The sequence below is a fragment of the Streptomyces sp. NPDC059201 genome (assembly GCF_042754585.1).
Classification (GTDB): domain Bacteria; phylum Actinomycetota; class Actinomycetes; order Streptomycetales; family Streptomycetaceae; genus Streptomyces.
Window position 1 is genome coordinate 26,350 of sequence record NZ_JBHZBB010000018.1, and the last position, 18,170, is coordinate 44,519.

An 18,170-nucleotide genomic window follows, 5' to 3' on the forward strand; every position below is an offset into this window, starting at 1 on the left:
CGTCGTGCGCGGGGCACGGGTTCAGGCGCGGAAGCCTGGGCGCGGCAGGGGGCGCCGTCCCGTGTGCCCACCCGTCCCGCCCCTAGCGGGACGCATGCCCACACGGGGGTGCGGTGGGGGTGCCGCCGTACCGGCCGTCAGGGGCGTGGCATTGGTACGGGGTGTGCGCGGGGTGCGGGTTCAGGCTCGGGTCCCACGCGGGGGTGCGGTGGGGGCGGAGCCCGCAGCGGGGGGCCCTCGGGTCGGGTGGGGCGGTGGCCCGGCTCCGACCCCGGCCACCGCCCTGTTCCACCATGGCCGGTCAGCGGGTGAGGCGCCATGTGGGGAGGGCCGAGGAGGCGATGGCTACCAGGGCGCAGAGGGCTGCTGCCGTGGCCGTTTGGGTCCAGGGGAGCGTCAGGGTGACCGGGGCCGAGAGGGTGGAGAGGGCCGCGGCGAGGGTACCTAGGACCGTGGCCGTCACGGCCAGGCCCAGGACCGTGCCGATCGCCACCGCGAGCAGGGACTCGCCGGTCACCGCGCGGAGGGCCTGGGCGCGGGTGGCGCCGGCCAGGTGGAGGGAGGCCAGCTCCGGGCCGCGTACCGACGTGGCCATCAACAGGGTGCTGGCAAGGGCTATCACCGTGTAGATCAGGACCAGGGCAAGGAGCAGGCGGAGGCCCGTTCGGGCGGCTCGGTTCGTGGTGGGCGGCTCGGGGGTGGGGGTGGCGGCCGCCGTCAGGGGGCGGTTCGACTCCAGGCGGTCGAACGAGGCGCCGGGGGCTTGGGCGCGCGTCACGTACGGGCCGTTGTCGCCGGTGCCTCGGGCCAGGACGGCCGCCACCCGGAGCCGTACGGGACCGGTGCCGTCCGCCCGCCACACCTCCACCTCCTCGCCGATCCCCCGCCGCTCGAACTCCTCGTCGACGACGATCGACCGGTCGTCCAGGTCCCGCAGGTCGCCCGCGACCACGGGGAGCCGGGCCAGCTCCGCGAAGGCGGCCGGGTCGGCGACCGCGCGGGCCCGGTATTTCACGACCGCCTCGGCCCCGTCCCGTACGAAGAGGGAGGTCGGGCCGGAAGCGGCGACGACCGTGCCCGCGGGCGGCCGCTCCGGGAGCTTCAGCCCCGGGCCCTCCGCCACGTACGCGGCGGCCGTCCGGTCCCGCGCCTCCGTCTCCTTGGCGCGCGCCACGCTCTCCGACGCGCCGAACAGGGTCCCCGCCAGCGCCACGGTCACCAGGACCGGCGCGGCGACGGCGGCGGTACGGCGCACGGCCGCCGCGCCGTTCTCACGGACGAGGAGCCCGACCGCCCCGCCCCGGAACACCGGCAGCAGCCGGGCCACGGGACGCACGAGGAGCGGGGCGAGGAGGGCCGCGCCGCCGGTGAGGAGCATCGGCAGGGTCGTGTACGTCTTCCGCTTGAGCAGCGACCAGGGCTCGGTCGCGTACGTCCAGACCAGCAGCCCGAGACCGGCGGCGAGCAGTACGGCGCCGAGCAGCGCGCGGCCCGGCGGCAGCACGTCCCGGTCGACGTCCGCCTCGCTCAGCGCGGCCGTCGGCCCGGTCCGCCCGGCGCGGTGGGCGGCGGCCGCCGCCCCGGCGAGGGCGACGGCGAGGCCCGTCCAGAAGGCCAGGTGGTACGGCCATCCGGCGCTTTCGCTTCCGCTTCCGATTCCGCTACCGCTTCCGCCGACCGCGCCGGCGAACCACGCGGGCGCCAGGTCCCTGGCCACCAGGGCCTTCGCCATCAGCGGCGCGGCGAGGGCGCCGAGCCCGCAGCCCGCCGCGGACGCGGTCACGCCCAGCACCGCCGCCTCGGCGAGCAGCACTCGGCGGAACTGGCCCGGGGTGGCCCCGGCGGTGCGGAGCAGGCCGAACTCGCGGCGGCGCAGTGCCACGGAGAACGCGAACACGGACGCGACGACGAAGACGGAGACGAACGCGGCGACGCCGCCCGCGGTGCCGAGGAGGGCGTTGAGGCCGGTGAGTTCCTGGCCGTCGCGCTCGTGGCCGGGGTCCGCGCGGCGGCGGTCGGTGCCGGTCAGCACCTGCGCACGGTCGCCGACGAGGGCCCTGACCTGCGCGGCGGGCGCGTCGAGCCCGACGGCGTCCGGGGTGGTCGCGGTGCTGGGGCCGGTGCCGGTGCCGGTGGTCGGCTTCTCCGTCAGGGTCCAGCGCGCGCGGAGCTCGCGCAGCAGTGTGGTGTCCACAGGCTGTGGACGGTCGAGCGGGCGGGAGACGAGCGCGGTCCCGGGGCCTCGCCGGACCTCCACGGTCAGTTGGTCCTGGCCGAGGATGACGACGGGGGAGGAGGCGAACCGCTCGGGCGCGCGCGGTGGCGGGTCCAGCGCGGCGGCGAGGCCGAGCCCGGTCGCCGTCAACAGCCCGACACCGAGCGCCAACGCGAGAAACCCGCCCACGAAAGACGCCCACCGCGCCCGAAGCCCGCCCACGACGACGCTCAACACGCCGAACCCCCTGTCCCTACGTGCGCGCCCGTGCGCGTGCGCGTGCCGTCGCCGGTCGAGCCGGTGTTTTCCGTCTCCACGCGCGCGCTCGCGCCTGTGCCGGTTCCAGTTGTGCCGGATCCCCTCGTCGGGCGGAGGTCCGCGAGTCGGGCCGACACGGCGCTTGCGGTCGGTGTGGTGAGTTCGCCTGCCAGGTGGCCGTCGACGAGGAAGACGACGCGGTCGGCGCGGGCGGCGGCGACGGGGTCGTGGGTGACCATGACCAGGGTGCGGCCCTCCTCGTCCACGAGGGCCCTGAGCATGTCCATCACCTCCGCGCCGGTGGTGGAGTCGAGCGCGCCGGTCGGTTCGTCGCCGAAGAGGACGGCGGGGCGGGCGATCAGCGCCCGGGCGATGGCGACGCGCTGGCACTGGCCGCCGGAGAGTTCGGCGGGCCGGTGCCTCTCCCGCCCGGCGAGCCCGACGCGGGCGAGCGCCGCCCGGACCTCGCCGCGCGCCGGGCGGCGGCCCGCGAGCCGGAGCGGGAGGGCGACGTTCTGCGCGGCCGTCAGCGTCGGCAGCAGGTTGAAGGACTGGAAGACGAAGCCGATCCTGTCGCGCCGAAGCAGCGTCAGCCGCCGCTCGCTCAGCCCCTCCAGGGCCGTGCCCGCCACCTCGACGCGGCCCGCGTCCGGGCGGTCGAGCCCGGCGGCGCAGCGCAACAAGGTGGACTTCCCGGAGCCGGACGGGCCCATGACGGCCGTGAACGTCCCGGCGGCCACGTCGAGGTCCACGCCGTCCAGGGCACGGACCTCCCCGTGCCGCCGAACGAGCCCCCGGAGCCGTACAGCGGCAGGGGCGGAAGGAGTGAGGGAGCTGGTCATGGCCCCAGCGAACCGTTTCGCCGGGGGCCGGGTCACGCCGTCTGCCGGGCGTCCCAGGGTAGGGCCAGGCATACCCCGGGGAGGCCCCTCAGAAAGCCCCCTCCCAAGACCCGCGCCCCCACCAACCCAGTCGGGCTGAGACCATCGGGGGAGGTCGACGCGGGGTACGGAGAGGGCGAGGGGCGCGGTCATGCAGGAGGAGGAGGCGCGGGAGTCCACTGTCGGGCGGGCGTTGGGGGAGGCGTTGCATGGGCGGGACGATCGCTCTCTTGACACGGCGGCCTCTCTGCTCGCCGCCGACCCGGGTGCTGACGTCGGGCTTGCGCGGCGCGGTGAGGAGTTCGTGCGGACGCTGTGGGAGCACGGGTGGCAGCCCGCCGACCTCGCGCGTACGGTCCGCCGCGAGCTGGCGGACGAGCATCTGCGGCTGCTCGCCGGCCTGGTGCGGGCCGAGACGGCGCGGTACGCGACCCTGCCCCGGCGCTGGCGCGAGCAGCTCGACGCGCTCGGGGACGAGGGCGGTGGGCCCGCCGACCGGTTCTCGTACGCGACCGTCGTCCTGGAGCTGTACCGGCTGCTCGTCCGGCTGCCCCGGCTCGACGCGGTGGGGCCCGTACCCGGTGAGACGCTGCCGCCGGCCGCCGTCGGGGAGCCGCGGATGCTCACGCGGATCCGCGCGCTCCTCGCCAAGGCGGAGGCCACCGGCTATCCGGAGGAGGCCGAGGCGCTCACCGCGAAGGCGCAGGAGCTGATGGCCCGCCACAGCCTCGACGAGGCCGGGCTCGCGGCCGGCGCCCCGTCGCCGCAGACGCCGGGCGCCGTCCGGATCGGCGTGGAGCCGCCGTACGAGCAGGCGAAGGCGATCCTGCTCGACGCGGTGGCGACCGCGAACCACTGCCGGGCGGTGTGGAACGAGGCGTACGGCTTCTCGACGGTCGTCGGCTTCGAGGCCGACCTCGACCCGGTCGAGCTGCTGTACACCTCCCTCCTCGTCCAGGGGACCGCCGCGATGACCCGGGCGGAGGCCGAGCAGCGGAAGGGCGGCCGCAAGCGCACCAAGTCCTTCCGGCAGTCCTTCCTCCTCGCGTACGCGAACCGGCTCGGCGCCCGCCTGGAGGCGACCTCCCGCCGCGTCGCCGCCGAGGCCCCGACCCTGCTCCCGGTCCTCGCCTCCCGCGAGGTCGCGGTGACGGCCCGTACGGACGAGCTCTTCCCGGAGACGAGGGCGACCCGCGTCCGCGCGATGTGGGACGAGGACGGCTGGCACCACGGCGCCACCGCCGCCGAGTCCGCCACCCTCACCCCGGACCGGACCCGGCTCGGCCACCGAGGCCCGCGCCCGCACCCGCGCGACTAGAGCCTCCATACGGCTGCCTGGCTGCCGTCCCGCCAGGTGGTATGAAATGTCGGGTTACGGGCTGATCGTCGTTACGCTCGGATCATGAGCTGGCTCCGGGCGCTGAGGGAGACCGCCCGCTCCGGCCTCACCGTCGAGCGGCGGCGGCTCGCGCCCGTCATCGCCGCCCGGGGCGCCCTCGGGCTCGCGCTCGTCATCGGCTTCTCGCTGGCCGTCTTCGGGCCGACCGTCGCCGCGTCCTCCGCGTTCGGTGCGTTCCAGGCGGCCATCGCGACCTTCCAGCGGTCCTGGCGGCCCCGGCCCACCCTCGCGCTCGCCTCCGGCGGCAGCCTCGCCGTCTCCACCTTCCTGGGCTATCTGACCGGCTCGCACACGCTCCTCTTCCTCGCGCTGCTGCTCCTGTGGACCTTCCTCTCCGGGCTCGTCTGGGCTGCCGGCCCCACGGCCGGCATCATCGCCTCCTCCAACGTGGCGATCATGCTGGTCACGATCACCCTGCCCACCTCCGTCGCGGCCGCCGCCGGGCACGCCGCCATGATCTTCGCGGGCGGAGTCGTCCAGGCCGCGCTGGTCGTGCTGCTGCCCGTCCGGCCCTGGGGCGCCCAGCGCGACGCCCTCGCGGACGCGCTCGCCGCCGAGGCGGACTACGCCCGCCGGCTGCGCCACGACCCCGTCGCCCCGTTCGACCCGGTCCCGCTGATGACCGCCCGCAGCGCCGCCGCCGTCACCCCGTGGCAGGCCCGCCGCCGGCCCACCGAACTCCACGGGCCCCGGCGGCTCGCCGAGCGGATCCGGCCGGTCCTCGCCTCGCTCGCGGACCCCGCCGTCGGCGCCCCCGCCGAGGGCCCGCAGCGCGACCGCGTCCGCGAGCTGCTCGCCGCGGCGGGCGAGATCCTCGACGCCGCCGCGCACGCCATCCGGCACGGCAAACCGGTGCGGCTGCCCCCCGCGGCCGTCGCCGCCCTCCGCACCCCGGACACCGGCACGATCCTCTCCGGCCGCTCCCACCGCGCCGCCCTCCGCCTGGCCGCCCTCCTCGGCGACGTCGTCGAGACGGCGGAGCCGCGTACGGAGACGAGCGCGGAGGAGAGGCGTGGTGCGCCCACCTCCGCCTCAGCCTCCACGTCCGCCTCAGCCCCCACCTCCCCCTCCCCCTCCACCTCCCCCTCCCCCTCCCCCTCCGTCCCCACCCCCCGCACCCGCCCCACCCTCGTCCGCCTCGCGCCGCTCGTCCTCGCGAAGATGCGGGCCGAGGTGCGGCCGGGGTCGGCGATCCTGCGGCACGCGATCCGGGTCTCGGCGGTCACCGCCGCCGGCTATCTGCTCGGCCTGGTGCTGCCCTTCGGGCACGGGTACTGGGCGCCGATGGCCTCCGTCATGGTGATGCGGCCGGACTTCTCGCAGACGTACTCCCGCTCGGTGGCCCGCTTCGGCGGCACCCTCGTCGGCGTCGCGCTGGCCAGCGCCGTCGTGCAGACCGCGCACCCGGGGGAGTACCTCTCCGCCGCCCTCGCCGTCCTCTGCGCCTTCGGCATGTACCTGCTGATGAAGACGGGGTACGCGGTCAGCCAGGTCTGCGTCGCCGCGTACGTCGTCTTCCTCCTCGGCCTGGAGGGGTCCGGCGTGACCCAGACCGTACGGGACCGGGTCCTCCTCACCCTCCTCGGCGGCCTCCTCGCGATGCTCTCGTACGCCGTCTACCCCGCCTGGGAGACGCCCAGGCTGCGGGGCAGGCTCGCCGACTGGCTCACCGCCTCCGGGCGGTACGCGGCGGTCGTCGCCGCCCGGTACGCCGACCCCGCGGGACCCGGCAGCCCGGACGTGCGCGAGGCCCTGCTCTCCGCCCGCACCGCGCGCGTGGCCTGGCACGACGCGCTGGGCCGGGCCACCCACGAGCCGGTACGGCACCGAGGGCTGTCGCACGCGGCGGCCGAGGGCGCGGGGCACGCGCTCGCCGAGTTCGGGCGGGCCGCCATGCTCCTGGAGGCCCACCTGCCCGAACGCGGCGCCCCGCCCCTGCCCGCCGCCGCCGGCCTCGCGGAGGCGCTGCGCAAGGCGACCGAGCGCGGCGCGAAGGCGGTCCGCGAGCGCAAGGCACCCGCCTGGGACGACCTCCGCGAGACCGTCGCCGCCTGGGACACGGAGGTCACCGACCCGCTTCTGCGCAAGGCGGCACGGCTGCTCCTGGCCGCCCTGGACGAACTGTCGACGGCCCTCGCCGACGCCTGAGCCCCGACGCCTGAGACCGTACGCCTCTACCCCTTTCCCGGGAAAGTTCCGGCGAGGTGTCATCCGGACGCGGTACAGGCGGAGTTGAGAAGGGTGGAAGACCGTCCGGAACCAGGAGCGATCCCATGAAGAAGTACCTGCTCGCCGCGGGCGCCGCCGTGACGGCGGCAGTGGCCGCCGCCGCCCTCGCCACCCCGGCCACCGCCGCCCCCTCCGCACCCACCTCCTCCTCCACCACCACCGTCTCCACCGCCTCCGCAGCCCCCACCTCCGCCGCCCGCACCGTCCGCTCCGGTCAGCGCGTCGACGCGGGCGGCGGGTACACGGTCTGGCTCACCCGCCAGGGCAAGCACTGGACCGGCCCGGACGGCTTCGAGCAGTTCCGCAGCGTCGTCGACGGCAACCTCGACCTCACCCAGCCCGCCCTCAGCCACCAGGGCGAGGGCACCTTCCACTCGGGCATCTACGGCGGCCCGGTCCGGCCCGGACGGGTCGAGCTCACCGACGCCGAGGGCCGCGTCACGCGCGCGTGCCTGCTCCAGTTGCCCGGCCGGCCGGACTGGGGCGTCTGGTACGCGCACACCGCCCCGTCCGACAAGGACGTCTCCGTCGCGTTCTACGCCCGTGACGGGCGGCTCCTCGTCGAGCTGCCCGCCATGGACTTCTGACGGGCCGTCCAGCACGCTCGGCGGGGCCCGGCACGGGGCGGGCCCCGCCGCACCACCTCACGATCGCGAGGTCCGCCACCGTGACGCACTCACCAGAACCAGGGACGGACGCCGACTTCGCCGCGTTCGCCACCGCCGCGTGGCCCCGGCTCGTCCGCACGGCCCAGCTGCTCACCGGCGACTTCCACGAGGCCGAGGACCTGGTGCAGACGACCCTCGCCAAGGTGTACGGACGCTGGCACAAGGTCCCGCGCGACGGCATCGACCTCTATGTGCGCCGCTCCCTCGTCAACAACAACCTCAGCCGCCTCCGCCGCCGCAGGGTCGCCCACCTGCTCGTCCCGGTGCTCCCGGAACCCGCCCGGCACCGGGACGCGGGCCACGCCGAGCACGTCGAGGAACGGGCCGTGCTCATGGAGGCGTTAGCCGACCTGAGCCCCCGCCAGCGCACCGTGATGGTCCTGCGGTACTGGGACGACCTGACCGAGCAGGAGATCGCCGAGGTCCTCCAGTGCTCGATCGGCACGGTGAAGACCCACGCCCGTCGCGGTCTCGCCGCCCTGCGCGCCCACCCCCGGCTCGCCTCCGGTCCTCCTCCGCTGTCCGGCCCACCCCTCCGCACCCCCTACGGAGCCCGCCCATGACCTCCGCACCCGACGCCGGGCCCGACGCCGCCGGCGCGTGGGACGACCTGCTGCGCGCCGAGTTCGCCCGCGCCGCCCACGACGTGACCCCGGGGCCCGCGCCCGTGGCGGCGGTCGTCCGGGCGGGCCGCGCGCGCCGCCGGCGCCGTACCGTCGCCCTCTCCGTGCTCGCCGTCCTCGGCGTCTCGGCCGCCGTGGCCGCCGGTACGGCCCTGGGCGGCGACCCGCACCCGGCCGCCGGCCTCGCCGCCCCGCCGGTCCTGCCCGCCACCACCGCCTCCGCCCGGCCCGCCACCTCCGCCACCCCCATCACACCCACCACACACGTCTCGCCCGTGTCGACGTCGACTCCCCGGACCTCCGCCACCGACCCGCGGATCCCCACCCCGGTGCGGACCGTGGCGGCGGGGGAACGGGTGGCGGCCGGGCCCGGGTGGACGGTGTGGCTCACAGCCCAGGGCAAGTACTGGGAGGGCGGGGAGGACGGCATGGAGCAGTTCCGCTCCGTCACCGACGGCAACATCGACCTGCGCACCCCCGGTGTCAGCTTCCAGGGCGAGGGCACCTTCCGCTCCGGCCTCTACTACGGGACCAAGGACGCGGGCCGGGTCGACCTCGTGGACGCGAAGGGCCGGATCACCACCGCGACCCTCCTCGAACTGGCGGGCCGCCCCGGCTGGGGGGTCTGGTACGCCGTGACCCCCGACGGCTCCCCGATGGCCGTCCGCCTGCACGACCGCGCGGACCAGCTCCTCTCCGTCCTGCCCACCCTCTGACGGGAACCACCGCCCCCGTACTCCCGTCCACCCGGATGGGAAGATCGCGGGGGCGTTCCCATGTGCCCCCGCCTGCGGCGGACGCCTTTCGCACGCTGCGTCGCGTAGTGGCTACGCCACGCCTCGTGCACGTGCATCTGCTCATGCATCGGCATATGAACGCAGCTATGATCCGGGGAAGTTGACACCTGCACCAAGCAACTCGGGGAGCTACCAGTGCATCACGCGCATCACGCGTACAACGGCATGGCGGCCACGGAGCTGCGGGGCGTCGTGTGGCAGAAGAGCCGGCACAGCAACTCCCAGGGCTCGTGCGTCGAGTTCGCCAAACTGCCGGGGGGAAACGTTGCCGTGCGCAATTCCCGCCACCCGGACGGTCCGGCGCTCGTCTACACGCCGGCCGAGATCGAGGCGCTCCTGCTGGGTGTCAAGGACGGGGAGTTCGACCACCTGGTCTGACCGAACCGGCCCACGGTCGAACGAACCGACTCACAGACATGCGAAAGGCCCCGGCGGTCACCGCCGGGGCCTTTCCACCATCGACTTCTGCGTCTACTCCTCCGGGCCGACCCGGAACAGCGCCCACACCACCTTGCCCTGCAAGGTCCCCGCGAGCGGGTGCCAGCCCCAGCTGTCGCTGAACGACTCCACCAGGAACAGGCCCCGGCCCGACTCGGCCGAGAAGTCCTCCTCGCCGCCGCGCGCCTCCGGGCTCTGCCGGCTGGGGTCGCGCACCGCGCACACCAGGCGGGAGGCCCAGCGCATCAGGTGCAGCCGCACCGGCGGGCCCTGGGAGTCGTCCTGCGAGGCGCCGTCGGGGACGGCGTGCCGGAGCGCGTTGGTGACGAGCTCGGAGACCACGAGGGCCACGTCGTCGAAGCGGTCGCCGAGATCCCAGCTGTCCAGCGTCGCGCTGGTGAACTTCCGGGCCCCGCGCACGGCTTCGTACCGCGCGGGCAGGGCGCAGGAGGCGGAGGTGGAGACGGCGCCGGGATCGATCGGCGGTAGACCCTGCCGTAAAGGCTCGAGCACGGTCGATCCATTCGTCCCCATGCGAGGCACTCCCGGGAATCGCGGCGGTGGTGCGACAACGGTGCAAACAGTGCGAAACATTGCGACAACACGACAACGCGAACGAGTACGCGGCTGCGCGGGGTCCATGGTTCCGAATGCGCCGACGGGATGCAAGGGCAGATGCACGTGCACGCGGTACCGGGTGCCGGACCTGTCCGACCCTGTGGTGAATCTGTGGAAATCTTCTTGACGGCGGCGTGTCCGGTTCTCGTCCGGAAGCCGACCCTTCGCATCCCCTTCCGTAACCAGATGTGTACGCGCTGAAGCGTTTGGTGGCAGAATCCGGGGCTCGACGGGGGCTCGTCACCGTGAAGGGAAGGCTGGAGCCGTGACCGCAGGCGAAATGAACGGAGCGGGCGGCAGCGTTGTCCGGCGCATCCTGCTGGGCTCCCAGCTGAGGCGCCTGCGCGAATCGAGGGGCATCACGCGCGAGGCCGCCGGCTACTCGATCCGCGCCTCCGAATCCAAGATCAGCCGTATGGAGTTGGGAAGGGTGAGCTTCAAGGCCAGGGACATAGAGGATCTGCTCACTCTCTACGGAGTCACCGAGGAGAACGAGCGCGGCGCGCTCCTGGGCCTCGCCCGCGAGGCCAACCTCGCCGGCTGGTGGCACAGCTTCGGCGACGTCCTGCCGGGCTGGTTCCAGACGTACATCGGTCTGGAGGCCGCCGCCTCCCTCATCCGCGTCTACGAAGTGCAGTTCGTGCACGGCCTGTTGCAGACGGAGGAGTACGCCCACGCGGTCGTCGCCCGGGGCATGCCAGGCGCCTCGCAGGCGGACATCGACCGCCGCGTCGCGCTCCGTCTCGAACGGCAGAAGGTCCTCGTCTCCGAGCGTGCCCCGCACTTCCACGTCGTCCTCGACGAGGCGTCGCTCCGCCGCCCGTACGGCGACCGGGCGATCATGCGCGGGCAGCTGAAGCACCTCATCGAGATCTCCGAGCACCCCGGGGTCACCCTCCAGGTCATGCCCTTCAGCTTCGGCGGCCACGCCGGCGAGAGCGGCTCCTTCACCATGCTCAGCTTCCCCGAGTCCGACCTCTCCGACATCGTCTATCTGGAACAGCTCACCGGCGCCCTCTATCTCGACAAGCGCGAGGAGGTCGCGCAGTACGCCGCCGTGATGGAGAAGCTGGCGAAGGACAGTCCGGATCCGGCCGAAAGCCGTGATCTTCTTCGGGGTCTCCTCCAACTGTCCTAATACATCAGTACGATGACGGCGCATCAGTAGCCCCGGCGGACGGGCGCCCGCGCGCGCCCGGAGACCGGCAGCCGGCAGAGGGGTTCTCCGTCCATGTCGCACTTCACCGACCTGGCCCACCAGTTCATCGACGGCGAGTGGAAGCCGGGCAGCGGCTCCTGGGACATCATCGACTTCAACCCGTACACCGGGGAGAAGCTCGCCTCGATCACGGTGGCCACCGCCGGTGAGGTCGACCGCGCCTACCGCGCCGCCGAGCGCGCGCAGGCCGCCTGGGCGGAGACCAACCCCTACACCCGCCGGCTGGTCTTCGAGCGCGCCCTGCGGATCGTCGAGGACCGCGAGGACGAGATAGCCGAGACGATCGTCGCCGAGCTCGGCGGCACCCGCCTCAAGGCCGCCTTCGAACTGCACCTCGCCAAGGAGTTCCTGCGCGAGGCGATCCAGCTCGCGCTGCGCCCGGAGGGCCGCATCCTGCCGTCCCCGGTCGACGGCAAGGAGAACCGCGTCTACCGCCTGCCGGTCGGTGTCGTCGGCGTCATCTCCCCCTTCAACTTCCCCTTCCTCCTCTCGATCAAGTCGGTCGCCCCCGCCCTCGCGCTCGGCAACGCGGTCGTCCTCAAGCCGCACCAGAACACGCCCATCTGCGGCGGCACCCTGGTCGCGAAGATCCTGGAGGAGGCGGGCCTGCCCGCGGGTCTGCTCAACGTCGTCGTCACCGACATCGCCGAGATCGGCGACGCGCTGCTGACCCACCCGGTCCCGAAGGTCATCTCCTTCACCGGCTCCGACCGGGTCGGCCGCCACGTGGCCACCGTCTGCGCCCAGAACTTCAAGCACGCCGTCCTCGAACTCGGCGGCAACAGCGCGCTGATCGTCCTCGACGACGCCGACCTCGACTACGCGGTCGACGCGGCCGTCTTCAGCCGCTTCGTGCACCAGGGCCAGGTCTGCATGGCCGCCAACCGCATCCTGGTCGACCGCCGCCTGGAGGCGGAGTTCACCGAGAAGTTCGTGGCGAAGGTGAAGACCCTGCGCGTCGGCGACCCGGCCGACCCCGCCACCCACATCGGCCCGCTCATCAACTCCCAGCAGGCCGAGTCGGTCGACGGCGCGGTCGAGCAGGCCGTCGCGGCCGGTGCCACCGCGCTGCTGCGCGGCACGGTCGAGGGCAACCTCGTCTCCCCGTCGGTGCTGACCGGCATCCCCGCCGACGCCCCCGTCCTCGGCCAGGAGATCTTCGGCCCGGTGGCCCTGATCATCCCCTTCGACGGCGAGGAGGAGGCCGTACGCATCGCCAACGACACCCCGTACGGGCTCAGCGGCGCCGTCCACACCGCCGACGTCGAGCGGGGCGTCCGGCTCGCGAAGCGGATCCACACCGGCATGATCCACATCAACGACGGCACCGTGCACGACGAGCCGATCGTCCCCTTCGGCGGCGAGAAGCACTCGGGCGTCGGGCGGCTCAACGGCGAGGCGATGGTGGAGGCGTTCACCACCCAGAAGTGGATCTCGATCCAGCACGGCCGCAGCCGCTTCCCCTTCTAGGCCGTCCGGGCCTCCTGGGCCTTCTAGGACCGAAACAGTCCTAGTTCCTCCATAACGTGGGCATCGCACCGGGAAACACCCCGGTCGGCGACGGATGGAAGGCGGACATCATGGTGGCTTTCGTTCCCGTGGAGGCTCCCGGCGACGAGCGCGGCGCGTTCCTCAACTTCGTGGAGGTCCAGCGCGCCGCGCTCCGCCGCTCCCTCCTCGGCCTCACCGAGGAGCAGGCGGCGAGCCGGCCCAGCGCCAGCGAGCTGAGCCTCTCCGGCCTGGTCAAGCACGTGGCCGAGGTGGAGCTGAACTGGCTCCGCCTCGCGCAGCAGAAACCCAACGAGAGGCAGCGGAGCGAGGGGACCTGGGGCGAGGGGTTCCGCCTCGTCGACGGGGAGACGATCCCCGAGGTGCTCGCCTTCTGGGGCGGGGTCGCCAAGGAGACCGAGGAGTTCGTCCGTACGGCTCCGAGCCTGGACGACACGTTTCCGCTGCCGCCCGCGCCCTGGTTCCCCGAGAACGGGCGGGTGTCGGTCCGCTGGATGCTGCTGCACCTGGTGCAGGAGATGGGTCGGCACGCCGGTCACGCGGACGTGATCCGCGAATCCCTCGACGGCAAGGGCTCCTTCGACCTGATCGCGCTGGAGCACGAGGGCTGAGCCCAGCCGGGGACCTCCTCGAAAGAATCTTCCCCCCGTTCGGGAACCCGAACGCGGTGAGCGGTGTACCAGAAGCAGACGGTTCACCGCGAACCGCCCGAGGGACCGAGGGACAGAGGGAAGAGGGACAGGGGGAAGTCCGATGCGCGTTTCCGTTTCCGATTCCGTTTCCGCTTTCGTGCCCCGGGCGCCGGCTCCGCTCCGCGCGCTCGTGGCACTGCTGCTCGCCTGGCTGCTGGCCGCCTGCACGGGAGGGCCGGACCCGGCGCGGGAGCCCGCGCCGGGTCCGGCCGGGAAGAGTGAACGGCCCTCCTCCGGCGGGGCGTTCGGCGCGCCGCCGCGGATCGGGGACGGCGCGGGGCTGCCCGGCTGGGCGGCGGGCGTGGACTTCGCGGCCGACGGCAGCGGCTTCGCGCTGCTCGCCGACTGCGTGGTCGATCCTGACCGCCCGGAGACCGGCTTCTGCCGCCAGCGGGTGGCCGTGCTCGACCGGGGCGCCGAGCGGTGGGAGCAGCGGGTCTCGCCCCTGCCCGAAGTGCGGGGCACGGACGGGGTGTCCGCGCAGCTGTGGGTGGTGGGTCCCGGGCGGGCGCTGATCGAGGACGGGGGCGGGGAGGAGCCGCGGCGGGGCTGGTTCAGCGCGGACGGCGGGCGGAGCTGGCGTACGGTCGACCAGCGGCCGGCCGGGCGGACCCCGGACATACCCGCGGGCGCGGCGCTCGCGACCGAGTGCGCCACGGACCCGGGCGCGGTGTCGGAGCTGTGTGCCCGGGAGCACCTGGTCGCCCTCTCGCCGCGGGATGGGCGGCGGAGGGTGCTGGTCACGCAGCCGCCGCTGGGGGCGCACCCCAGACCGGCGGCGGTGGCGGAGCCGGACGGGTCCTGGTGGGTGTCGGGCGTGGAGCCGCTGACCGGGCTGGCGGCGGTCGCGGTCTCCCGGGACGCGGGCCGCAGTTGGTCCGTGAGCCGGCTCCCGAGCCCGGCCGGCGCCCCGCCCTGGTACACGAAGGTCGTCGTGGGCCCGGACGCCGTGTACGCGGCGGAGATGGGCGAGCTGAAGGGCGGCGAGCCGGTGAAGAACCCGCTGCGCGCGCTGCACCGCTCCCTGGACGGCGGCCGGACCTGGCAGCGGATGTGGACCACGGGCCCCGAGGACGAGCCGCGCTCGGTGGAGGGGCTGCCGGTGCCGGGCCCCGGCGGCCGGGTGGAGATCGCCGCCCAGTGGTCCGGGTACCGCAGCCTGGACGGCGGCCGGACCTTCCGGGAGCTGGACGACGGCAGCGCGTACGTCCGCCGGACCGCCGCCGGTCTCCTCCGGGAGGGCTCGCGGTGCCGGTACGAGCTGACGCGGGACGGCGTGCGCTGGTCGGAGTTCCGGCTGGCCTGCGGGGACGACGCGTCCGTGGGCGTTCCCTAGGGCCCGCCCGCCGGGCTAGTGGTGGAAGGAGGTCGCGGCGGACTTGTCGTGGGTGGACGGGCCGGACTGGGCGCGGAGTTCGGGCAGCAGTCGGTGCAGGTCCTCGACGAGGAGGCCCGCGAGGTCGGCGGAGAAGCCGTTGCGGCAGACGATCCGCAGGACGGAGAGGTCCTCGCGGTGGGCGGGGAAGGTGTAGGCGGGGACGAGCCAGCCGCGTTCGCGCAGCCGGCGGGAGACGTCGAAGACGTCGAAGGAGGTGACGTCGGAGGCGGTGGTGAAGGCGAAGACGGGCAGTTGGTCGCCGCGGGTGAGGAGGCGGAAGTCGCCCATGGCCTCGATGCGTTCGGCGAGCCCCCGGGCGACGTCCCGGCTGGTCTGCTGGACGGCCCGGTAGCCCTCCCGGCCCAGCCGGAGGAACGTGTAGTACTGGGCGACGACCTGGGCGCCGGGGCGGGAGAAGTTGAGGGCGAAGGTCGGCATGTCGCCGCCGAGGTAGTTGACCCGGAAGACCAGTTCCTCGGGGAGTGCCTCGGCGTCGCGCCAGAGCGCCCAGCCGACGCCGGGGTAGACGAGTCCGTACTTGTGGCCGGAGGTGTTGATCGAGGAGACGCGGGGCAGCCGGAAGTCCCACACCAGGTCCTCGTCGAGGAAGGGGGCGACCATGGCGCCGGAGGCGCCGTCGACGTGGACGGGGATGTCGAGGCCGGTGCGGGCCTGGAGCTCGTCGAGGGCGGCGCAGATCTCGGCGACGGGCTCGTAGGAGCCGTCGAAGGTGGAGCCGAGGACGGCCACGACGCCGATGGTGTTCTCGTCGCACAGGGCGGCGGCGGACGCGGCGTCGAGGTGGTAGCGGTCGCCCTCCATGGGGACGAGGCGGGGCTCGACCTCCCAGAAGGTGCAGAACTTCTCCCAGCAGACCTGCACGTTGACGCCCATCACCAGGTTGGGGCGGGCGGTGGCCGGGTAGCGGTCGGCGTTCCGCCGGGCCCAGCGGCGCTTGAGCGCCATGCCGGCGAGCATGCACGCCTCGCTGGAGCCGGTGGTGGAGCAGCCGACGGCCCCGCTCGGGTCGGGGGCGTGCCAGAGGTCGGCGAGCATGGCGACGCAGCGGCGCTCCAGTTCGGCGGTGCGCGGGTACTCGTCCTTGTCGATCATGTTCTTGTCGCGGCACTCGGCCATGAGGACACCGGCCTGGGGTTCCATCCAGGTGGTGACGAAGGTGGCGAGGTTGAGCCGGGAGTTCCCGTCGAGCATCAGCTCGTCGTGGACCAGCTGGTAGGCGCTGGACGGCGGCAGCGGCCCGTCGGGCAGCCGGTGGCGGGGCGGCGCCTGGGTCATCCCGCCGACGGGGTCGGCCTCGCCGTAGAAGGGGTTGAGGGCGAGCCGGCGGAAGCGCTCGGTGTCGTTGTCGTCGGATCCCTTGTGGAGGGGGGCCATCGGGGACTCCTTCTGCGGCGGGCGGGGCTTCGGTGAGCAGGTCTTCGGTGAGCGGGGCTTCGGTGAGCGGGGCGCCGGGGTCGGGGCTTCGGCGGGCGGGTCAGCGCAGGGCGCGGCCCTGGTGGTCGAGTTCGAGCTGGGGGCGGCCGGTGACGACCAGCCAGGCGGGCAGGGTGGCCAGGCAGAGCAGCGAGATCATGGCCGGGGAGGAGGCGAGGACGGCGGCGATGAAGAGGCTCACCCAGCCCTGCCGGGTGGTCGCGAGGAGGACGCCGAGGACGGCGGAGGAGACGGCGACCGCCGGGTGGATCTCCGGGACGAGGGCCTGGGCGACGAGCCCGAAGGCGGCGCCGATGAAGACCGCCGGGAAGACCCGGCCGCCGCGGAAGCCGCAGGCCGCGGCCACCAGCAGCGCGGCGAGCTTCACGACGGCCAGCTTGGTCAGCTCGCCGGAGGAGTACACCCCGATGGATCCAACGAGCTCCTTGGTCTCGTGCAGGCCCTTGAAGAGGGTCAGATGGCCGCCGAGGGCGCCCAGCAGGCCCAGGACCAGGCCGCCGGCGGGCAGCATCAGCATCGGGTGCCGCAGCCGCCCGAAGGCCCGGTGGAGGGCGGGGAAGACGGCGCAGCCGAGAAGGCCGAAGAGGGCGGCGAGGGTGGCCACGACGAGGGCGGCGAGGAGGTCCTCCCAGCCGGGGTCGTCCAGCGCCGGGAGGCCCATGGCGAAGCTGGGCGCCGAGAGGAGCTGGGTGGTCATGGCGCCCGCCCCGGCGGCGACGAGCGGCGCGAAGAGCCGGTCCCACAGCGAGCCCTGCCCGGGGCGCCCGACGAGCGCCTCGGAGAGGACGAGGGCGGCGGCGACGGGCGTGCCGAAGAGGGCGCCGAAGGTGCCGGCGACGGCGAGGGAGCCCCAGAAGGCCCCCGGTACGTTCGGCGCGGCCTTCAGGCCCAGCCAGGCGGCCAGGGCGATCGCGGAGGCGATCGTCGGCTGCTCGGGGCCGAGGCTGACCCCGCCCGCGAGGGCGAGGGCGCTGGCGAGGAGCAAGCCGGGCACGACCACCGGGGCCAGTGGCGTCCCGCCGAGTCCTTCGGAGGCCGGGTCGGGTCCGGCGTGCCCGGGCATCTTCCAGACGACCAGTCCGACGGCGACGCCGGTGGCCGTGAGGACGCTGATCATCCACAGCGAGGAGTACCGGCCGATGTCCAGGGCGTCGGGCAGGGTCTCCCAGAGGACGGCCTGAAGTGCCTCGGCGACCTCACTGATGCCGAGGAACAGCAGGCCCGATCCGACGCCCACCAGGAGGGCGGGCAGCACCTGCGGGAGCAGGAGCCGTACCTGGGTCTCGGCGGGGGCGGTCGCTTCATGATCAGTGGCCACCGCCCCACCATAAGTGAGCAAATGCCCCATAACACTTCGAAAGGCCGGGACTTCCGGCCTCTCCGGGCCCGGGGCCCGGTAAGCCGGGGCTCAGACGCGGGGCGCGATGACGACTGCGGTGCCGTACGCGCAGACCTCGGTCCCTACATCCGCCGCCTCGGTCACGTCGAAGCGGAACATCAGCACGGCGTTCGCGCCGCGCGCCCTGGCCTGCTCCACCAGGCGCTCCATCGCCTGGTTCCGGGTCTGCACCAGGGTCTTCGTCAGACCCTTCAACTCGCCGCCGATCATCGACTTCAGACCGGCGCCGATCTGGCTGCCCAGATGCCGTGAGCGGACCGTCAGCCCGAAGACCTCGCCGATCACCTGGCGTACCTCGAAGCCCGGGATGTCGTTCGTCGTCACGACCAGCACGTCGGGGTGCGGTCCCTGACCGCCTCCGTACTCCTCGATGCCCATGCGGCACTCACCTC

General features: G+C 74.0%; 16 protein-coding genes. 10 read left to right on the forward strand and 6 right to left on the reverse strand.

The window, feature by feature from the left end; translation table 11 throughout:
• Positions 1–301: 301 nt before the first annotated feature.
• The gene (locus ACFXMG_RS37080) at positions 302–2,404 is read right to left on the reverse strand and encodes an FtsX-like permease family protein (protein ID WP_383827463.1); all 2,103 of its coding nucleotides are present in this window, start codon (positions 2,402–2,404) and stop codon (positions 302–304) included.
• 41 nt (positions 2,405–2,445) lie between these two features.
• Entirely contained in the window at positions 2,446–3,315 is an 870-nt protein-coding gene (locus ACFXMG_RS37085) for an ABC transporter ATP-binding protein (RefSeq protein ID WP_383827465.1), read from the reverse strand.
• 190 nt (positions 3,316–3,505) lie between these two features.
• Between ACFXMG_RS37085 and ACFXMG_RS37090 the strand changes: the two genes are divergently transcribed.
• The 6 genes from ACFXMG_RS37090 to ACFXMG_RS37115 all read left to right on the forward strand — a co-directional run bounded on the left by ACFXMG_RS37090 (position 3,506) and on the right by ACFXMG_RS37115 (position 9,448).
• The gene (locus ACFXMG_RS37090) at positions 3,506–4,672 is read left to right on the forward strand and encodes a DUF2786 domain-containing protein (protein WP_383827467.1); all 1,167 of its coding nucleotides are present in this window, start codon (positions 3,506–3,508) and stop codon (positions 4,670–4,672) included.
• An 84-nt stretch (positions 4,673–4,756) separates the two neighbouring features.
• On the forward strand, positions 4,757–6,901 hold the full coding sequence (locus ACFXMG_RS37095; protein WP_383827469.1) for an FUSC family protein: 2,145 nt from the start codon (positions 4,757–4,759) through the stop codon (positions 6,899–6,901).
• 125 nt (positions 6,902–7,026) lie between these two features.
• Entirely contained in the window at positions 7,027–7,569 is a 543-nt protein-coding gene (locus tag ACFXMG_RS37100; RefSeq protein WP_383827471.1) for a hypothetical protein, read from the forward strand.
• A gap of 80 nt (positions 7,570–7,649) precedes the next feature.
• On the forward strand, positions 7,650–8,213 hold the full coding sequence (locus ACFXMG_RS37105; RefSeq protein ID WP_383827473.1) for a SigE family RNA polymerase sigma factor: 564 nt from the start codon (positions 7,650–7,652) through the stop codon (positions 8,211–8,213).
• Positions 8,210–8,989 (forward strand): hypothetical protein, encoded by a 780-nt coding sequence (locus tag ACFXMG_RS37110; RefSeq protein ID WP_383827475.1) that lies wholly within the window; start codon positions 8,210–8,212, stop codon positions 8,987–8,989. The genes ACFXMG_RS37105 and ACFXMG_RS37110 overlap by 4 nt, the downstream gene beginning before the upstream one ends.
• A gap of 246 nt (positions 8,990–9,235) precedes the next feature.
• Positions 9,236–9,448 (forward strand): DUF397 domain-containing protein, encoded by a 213-nt coding sequence (locus ACFXMG_RS37115; protein WP_030219358.1) that lies wholly within the window; start codon positions 9,236–9,238, stop codon positions 9,446–9,448.
• Positions 9,449–9,541: 93 nt separating this feature from the next.
• Here the strand turns inward: ACFXMG_RS37115 and ACFXMG_RS37120 are convergent, their stop codons facing one another.
• Positions 9,542–10,042 carry an ATP-binding protein gene (locus tag ACFXMG_RS37120; protein WP_383827477.1) on the reverse strand — a complete coding sequence of 167 codons (501 nt, stop codon included), beginning with the start codon at positions 10,040–10,042 and terminating at the stop codon, positions 9,542–9,544.
• A gap of 349 nt (positions 10,043–10,391) precedes the next feature.
• On the opposite strand from ACFXMG_RS37120, the gene ACFXMG_RS37125 reads away from it, so the two are divergent.
• From ACFXMG_RS37125 to ACFXMG_RS37140, 4 genes are all read left to right on the forward strand, one after another.
• A complete protein-coding gene (locus ACFXMG_RS37125) occupies positions 10,392–11,264 on the forward strand; it encodes a helix-turn-helix domain-containing protein (RefSeq protein ID WP_383827479.1) in 873 nt (290 codons plus the stop codon).
• Between the two features lie 93 nt (positions 11,265–11,357).
• On the forward strand, positions 11,358–12,815 hold the full coding sequence (locus ACFXMG_RS37130) for an aldehyde dehydrogenase family protein (protein ID WP_383827481.1): 1,458 nt from the start codon (positions 11,358–11,360) through the stop codon (positions 12,813–12,815).
• Between the two features lie 110 nt (positions 12,816–12,925).
• On the forward strand, positions 12,926–13,465 hold the full coding sequence (locus ACFXMG_RS37135) for a DinB family protein (protein ID WP_383827483.1): 540 nt from the start codon (positions 12,926–12,928) through the stop codon (positions 13,463–13,465).
• A 178-nt stretch (positions 13,466–13,643) separates the two neighbouring features.
• On the forward strand, positions 13,644–14,882 hold the full coding sequence (locus ACFXMG_RS37140; RefSeq protein WP_383827485.1) for an exo-alpha-sialidase: 1,239 nt from the start codon (positions 13,644–13,646) through the stop codon (positions 14,880–14,882).
• 15 nt (positions 14,883–14,897) lie between these two features.
• Here the strand turns inward: ACFXMG_RS37140 and ACFXMG_RS37145 are convergent, their stop codons facing one another.
• The 3 genes from ACFXMG_RS37145 to ACFXMG_RS37155 form a co-directional block, all read right to left on the reverse strand.
• Positions 14,898–16,319 carry a glutamate decarboxylase gene (locus ACFXMG_RS37145; protein WP_383827487.1) on the reverse strand — a complete coding sequence of 474 codons (1,422 nt, stop codon included), beginning with the start codon at positions 16,317–16,319 and terminating at the stop codon, positions 14,898–14,900.
• Positions 16,320–16,419: 100 nt separating this feature from the next.
• A complete protein-coding gene (locus tag ACFXMG_RS37150) occupies positions 16,420–17,697 on the reverse strand; it encodes an ion channel protein (RefSeq protein WP_383827489.1) in 1,278 nt (425 codons plus the stop codon).
• A gap of 90 nt (positions 17,698–17,787) precedes the next feature.
• Positions 17,788–18,156, reverse strand: coding sequence for a YbjQ family protein (locus ACFXMG_RS37155; protein WP_383827492.1), 369 nt, complete (start codon positions 18,154–18,156; stop codon positions 17,788–17,790).
• Positions 18,157–18,170: the final 14 nt, after the last annotated feature.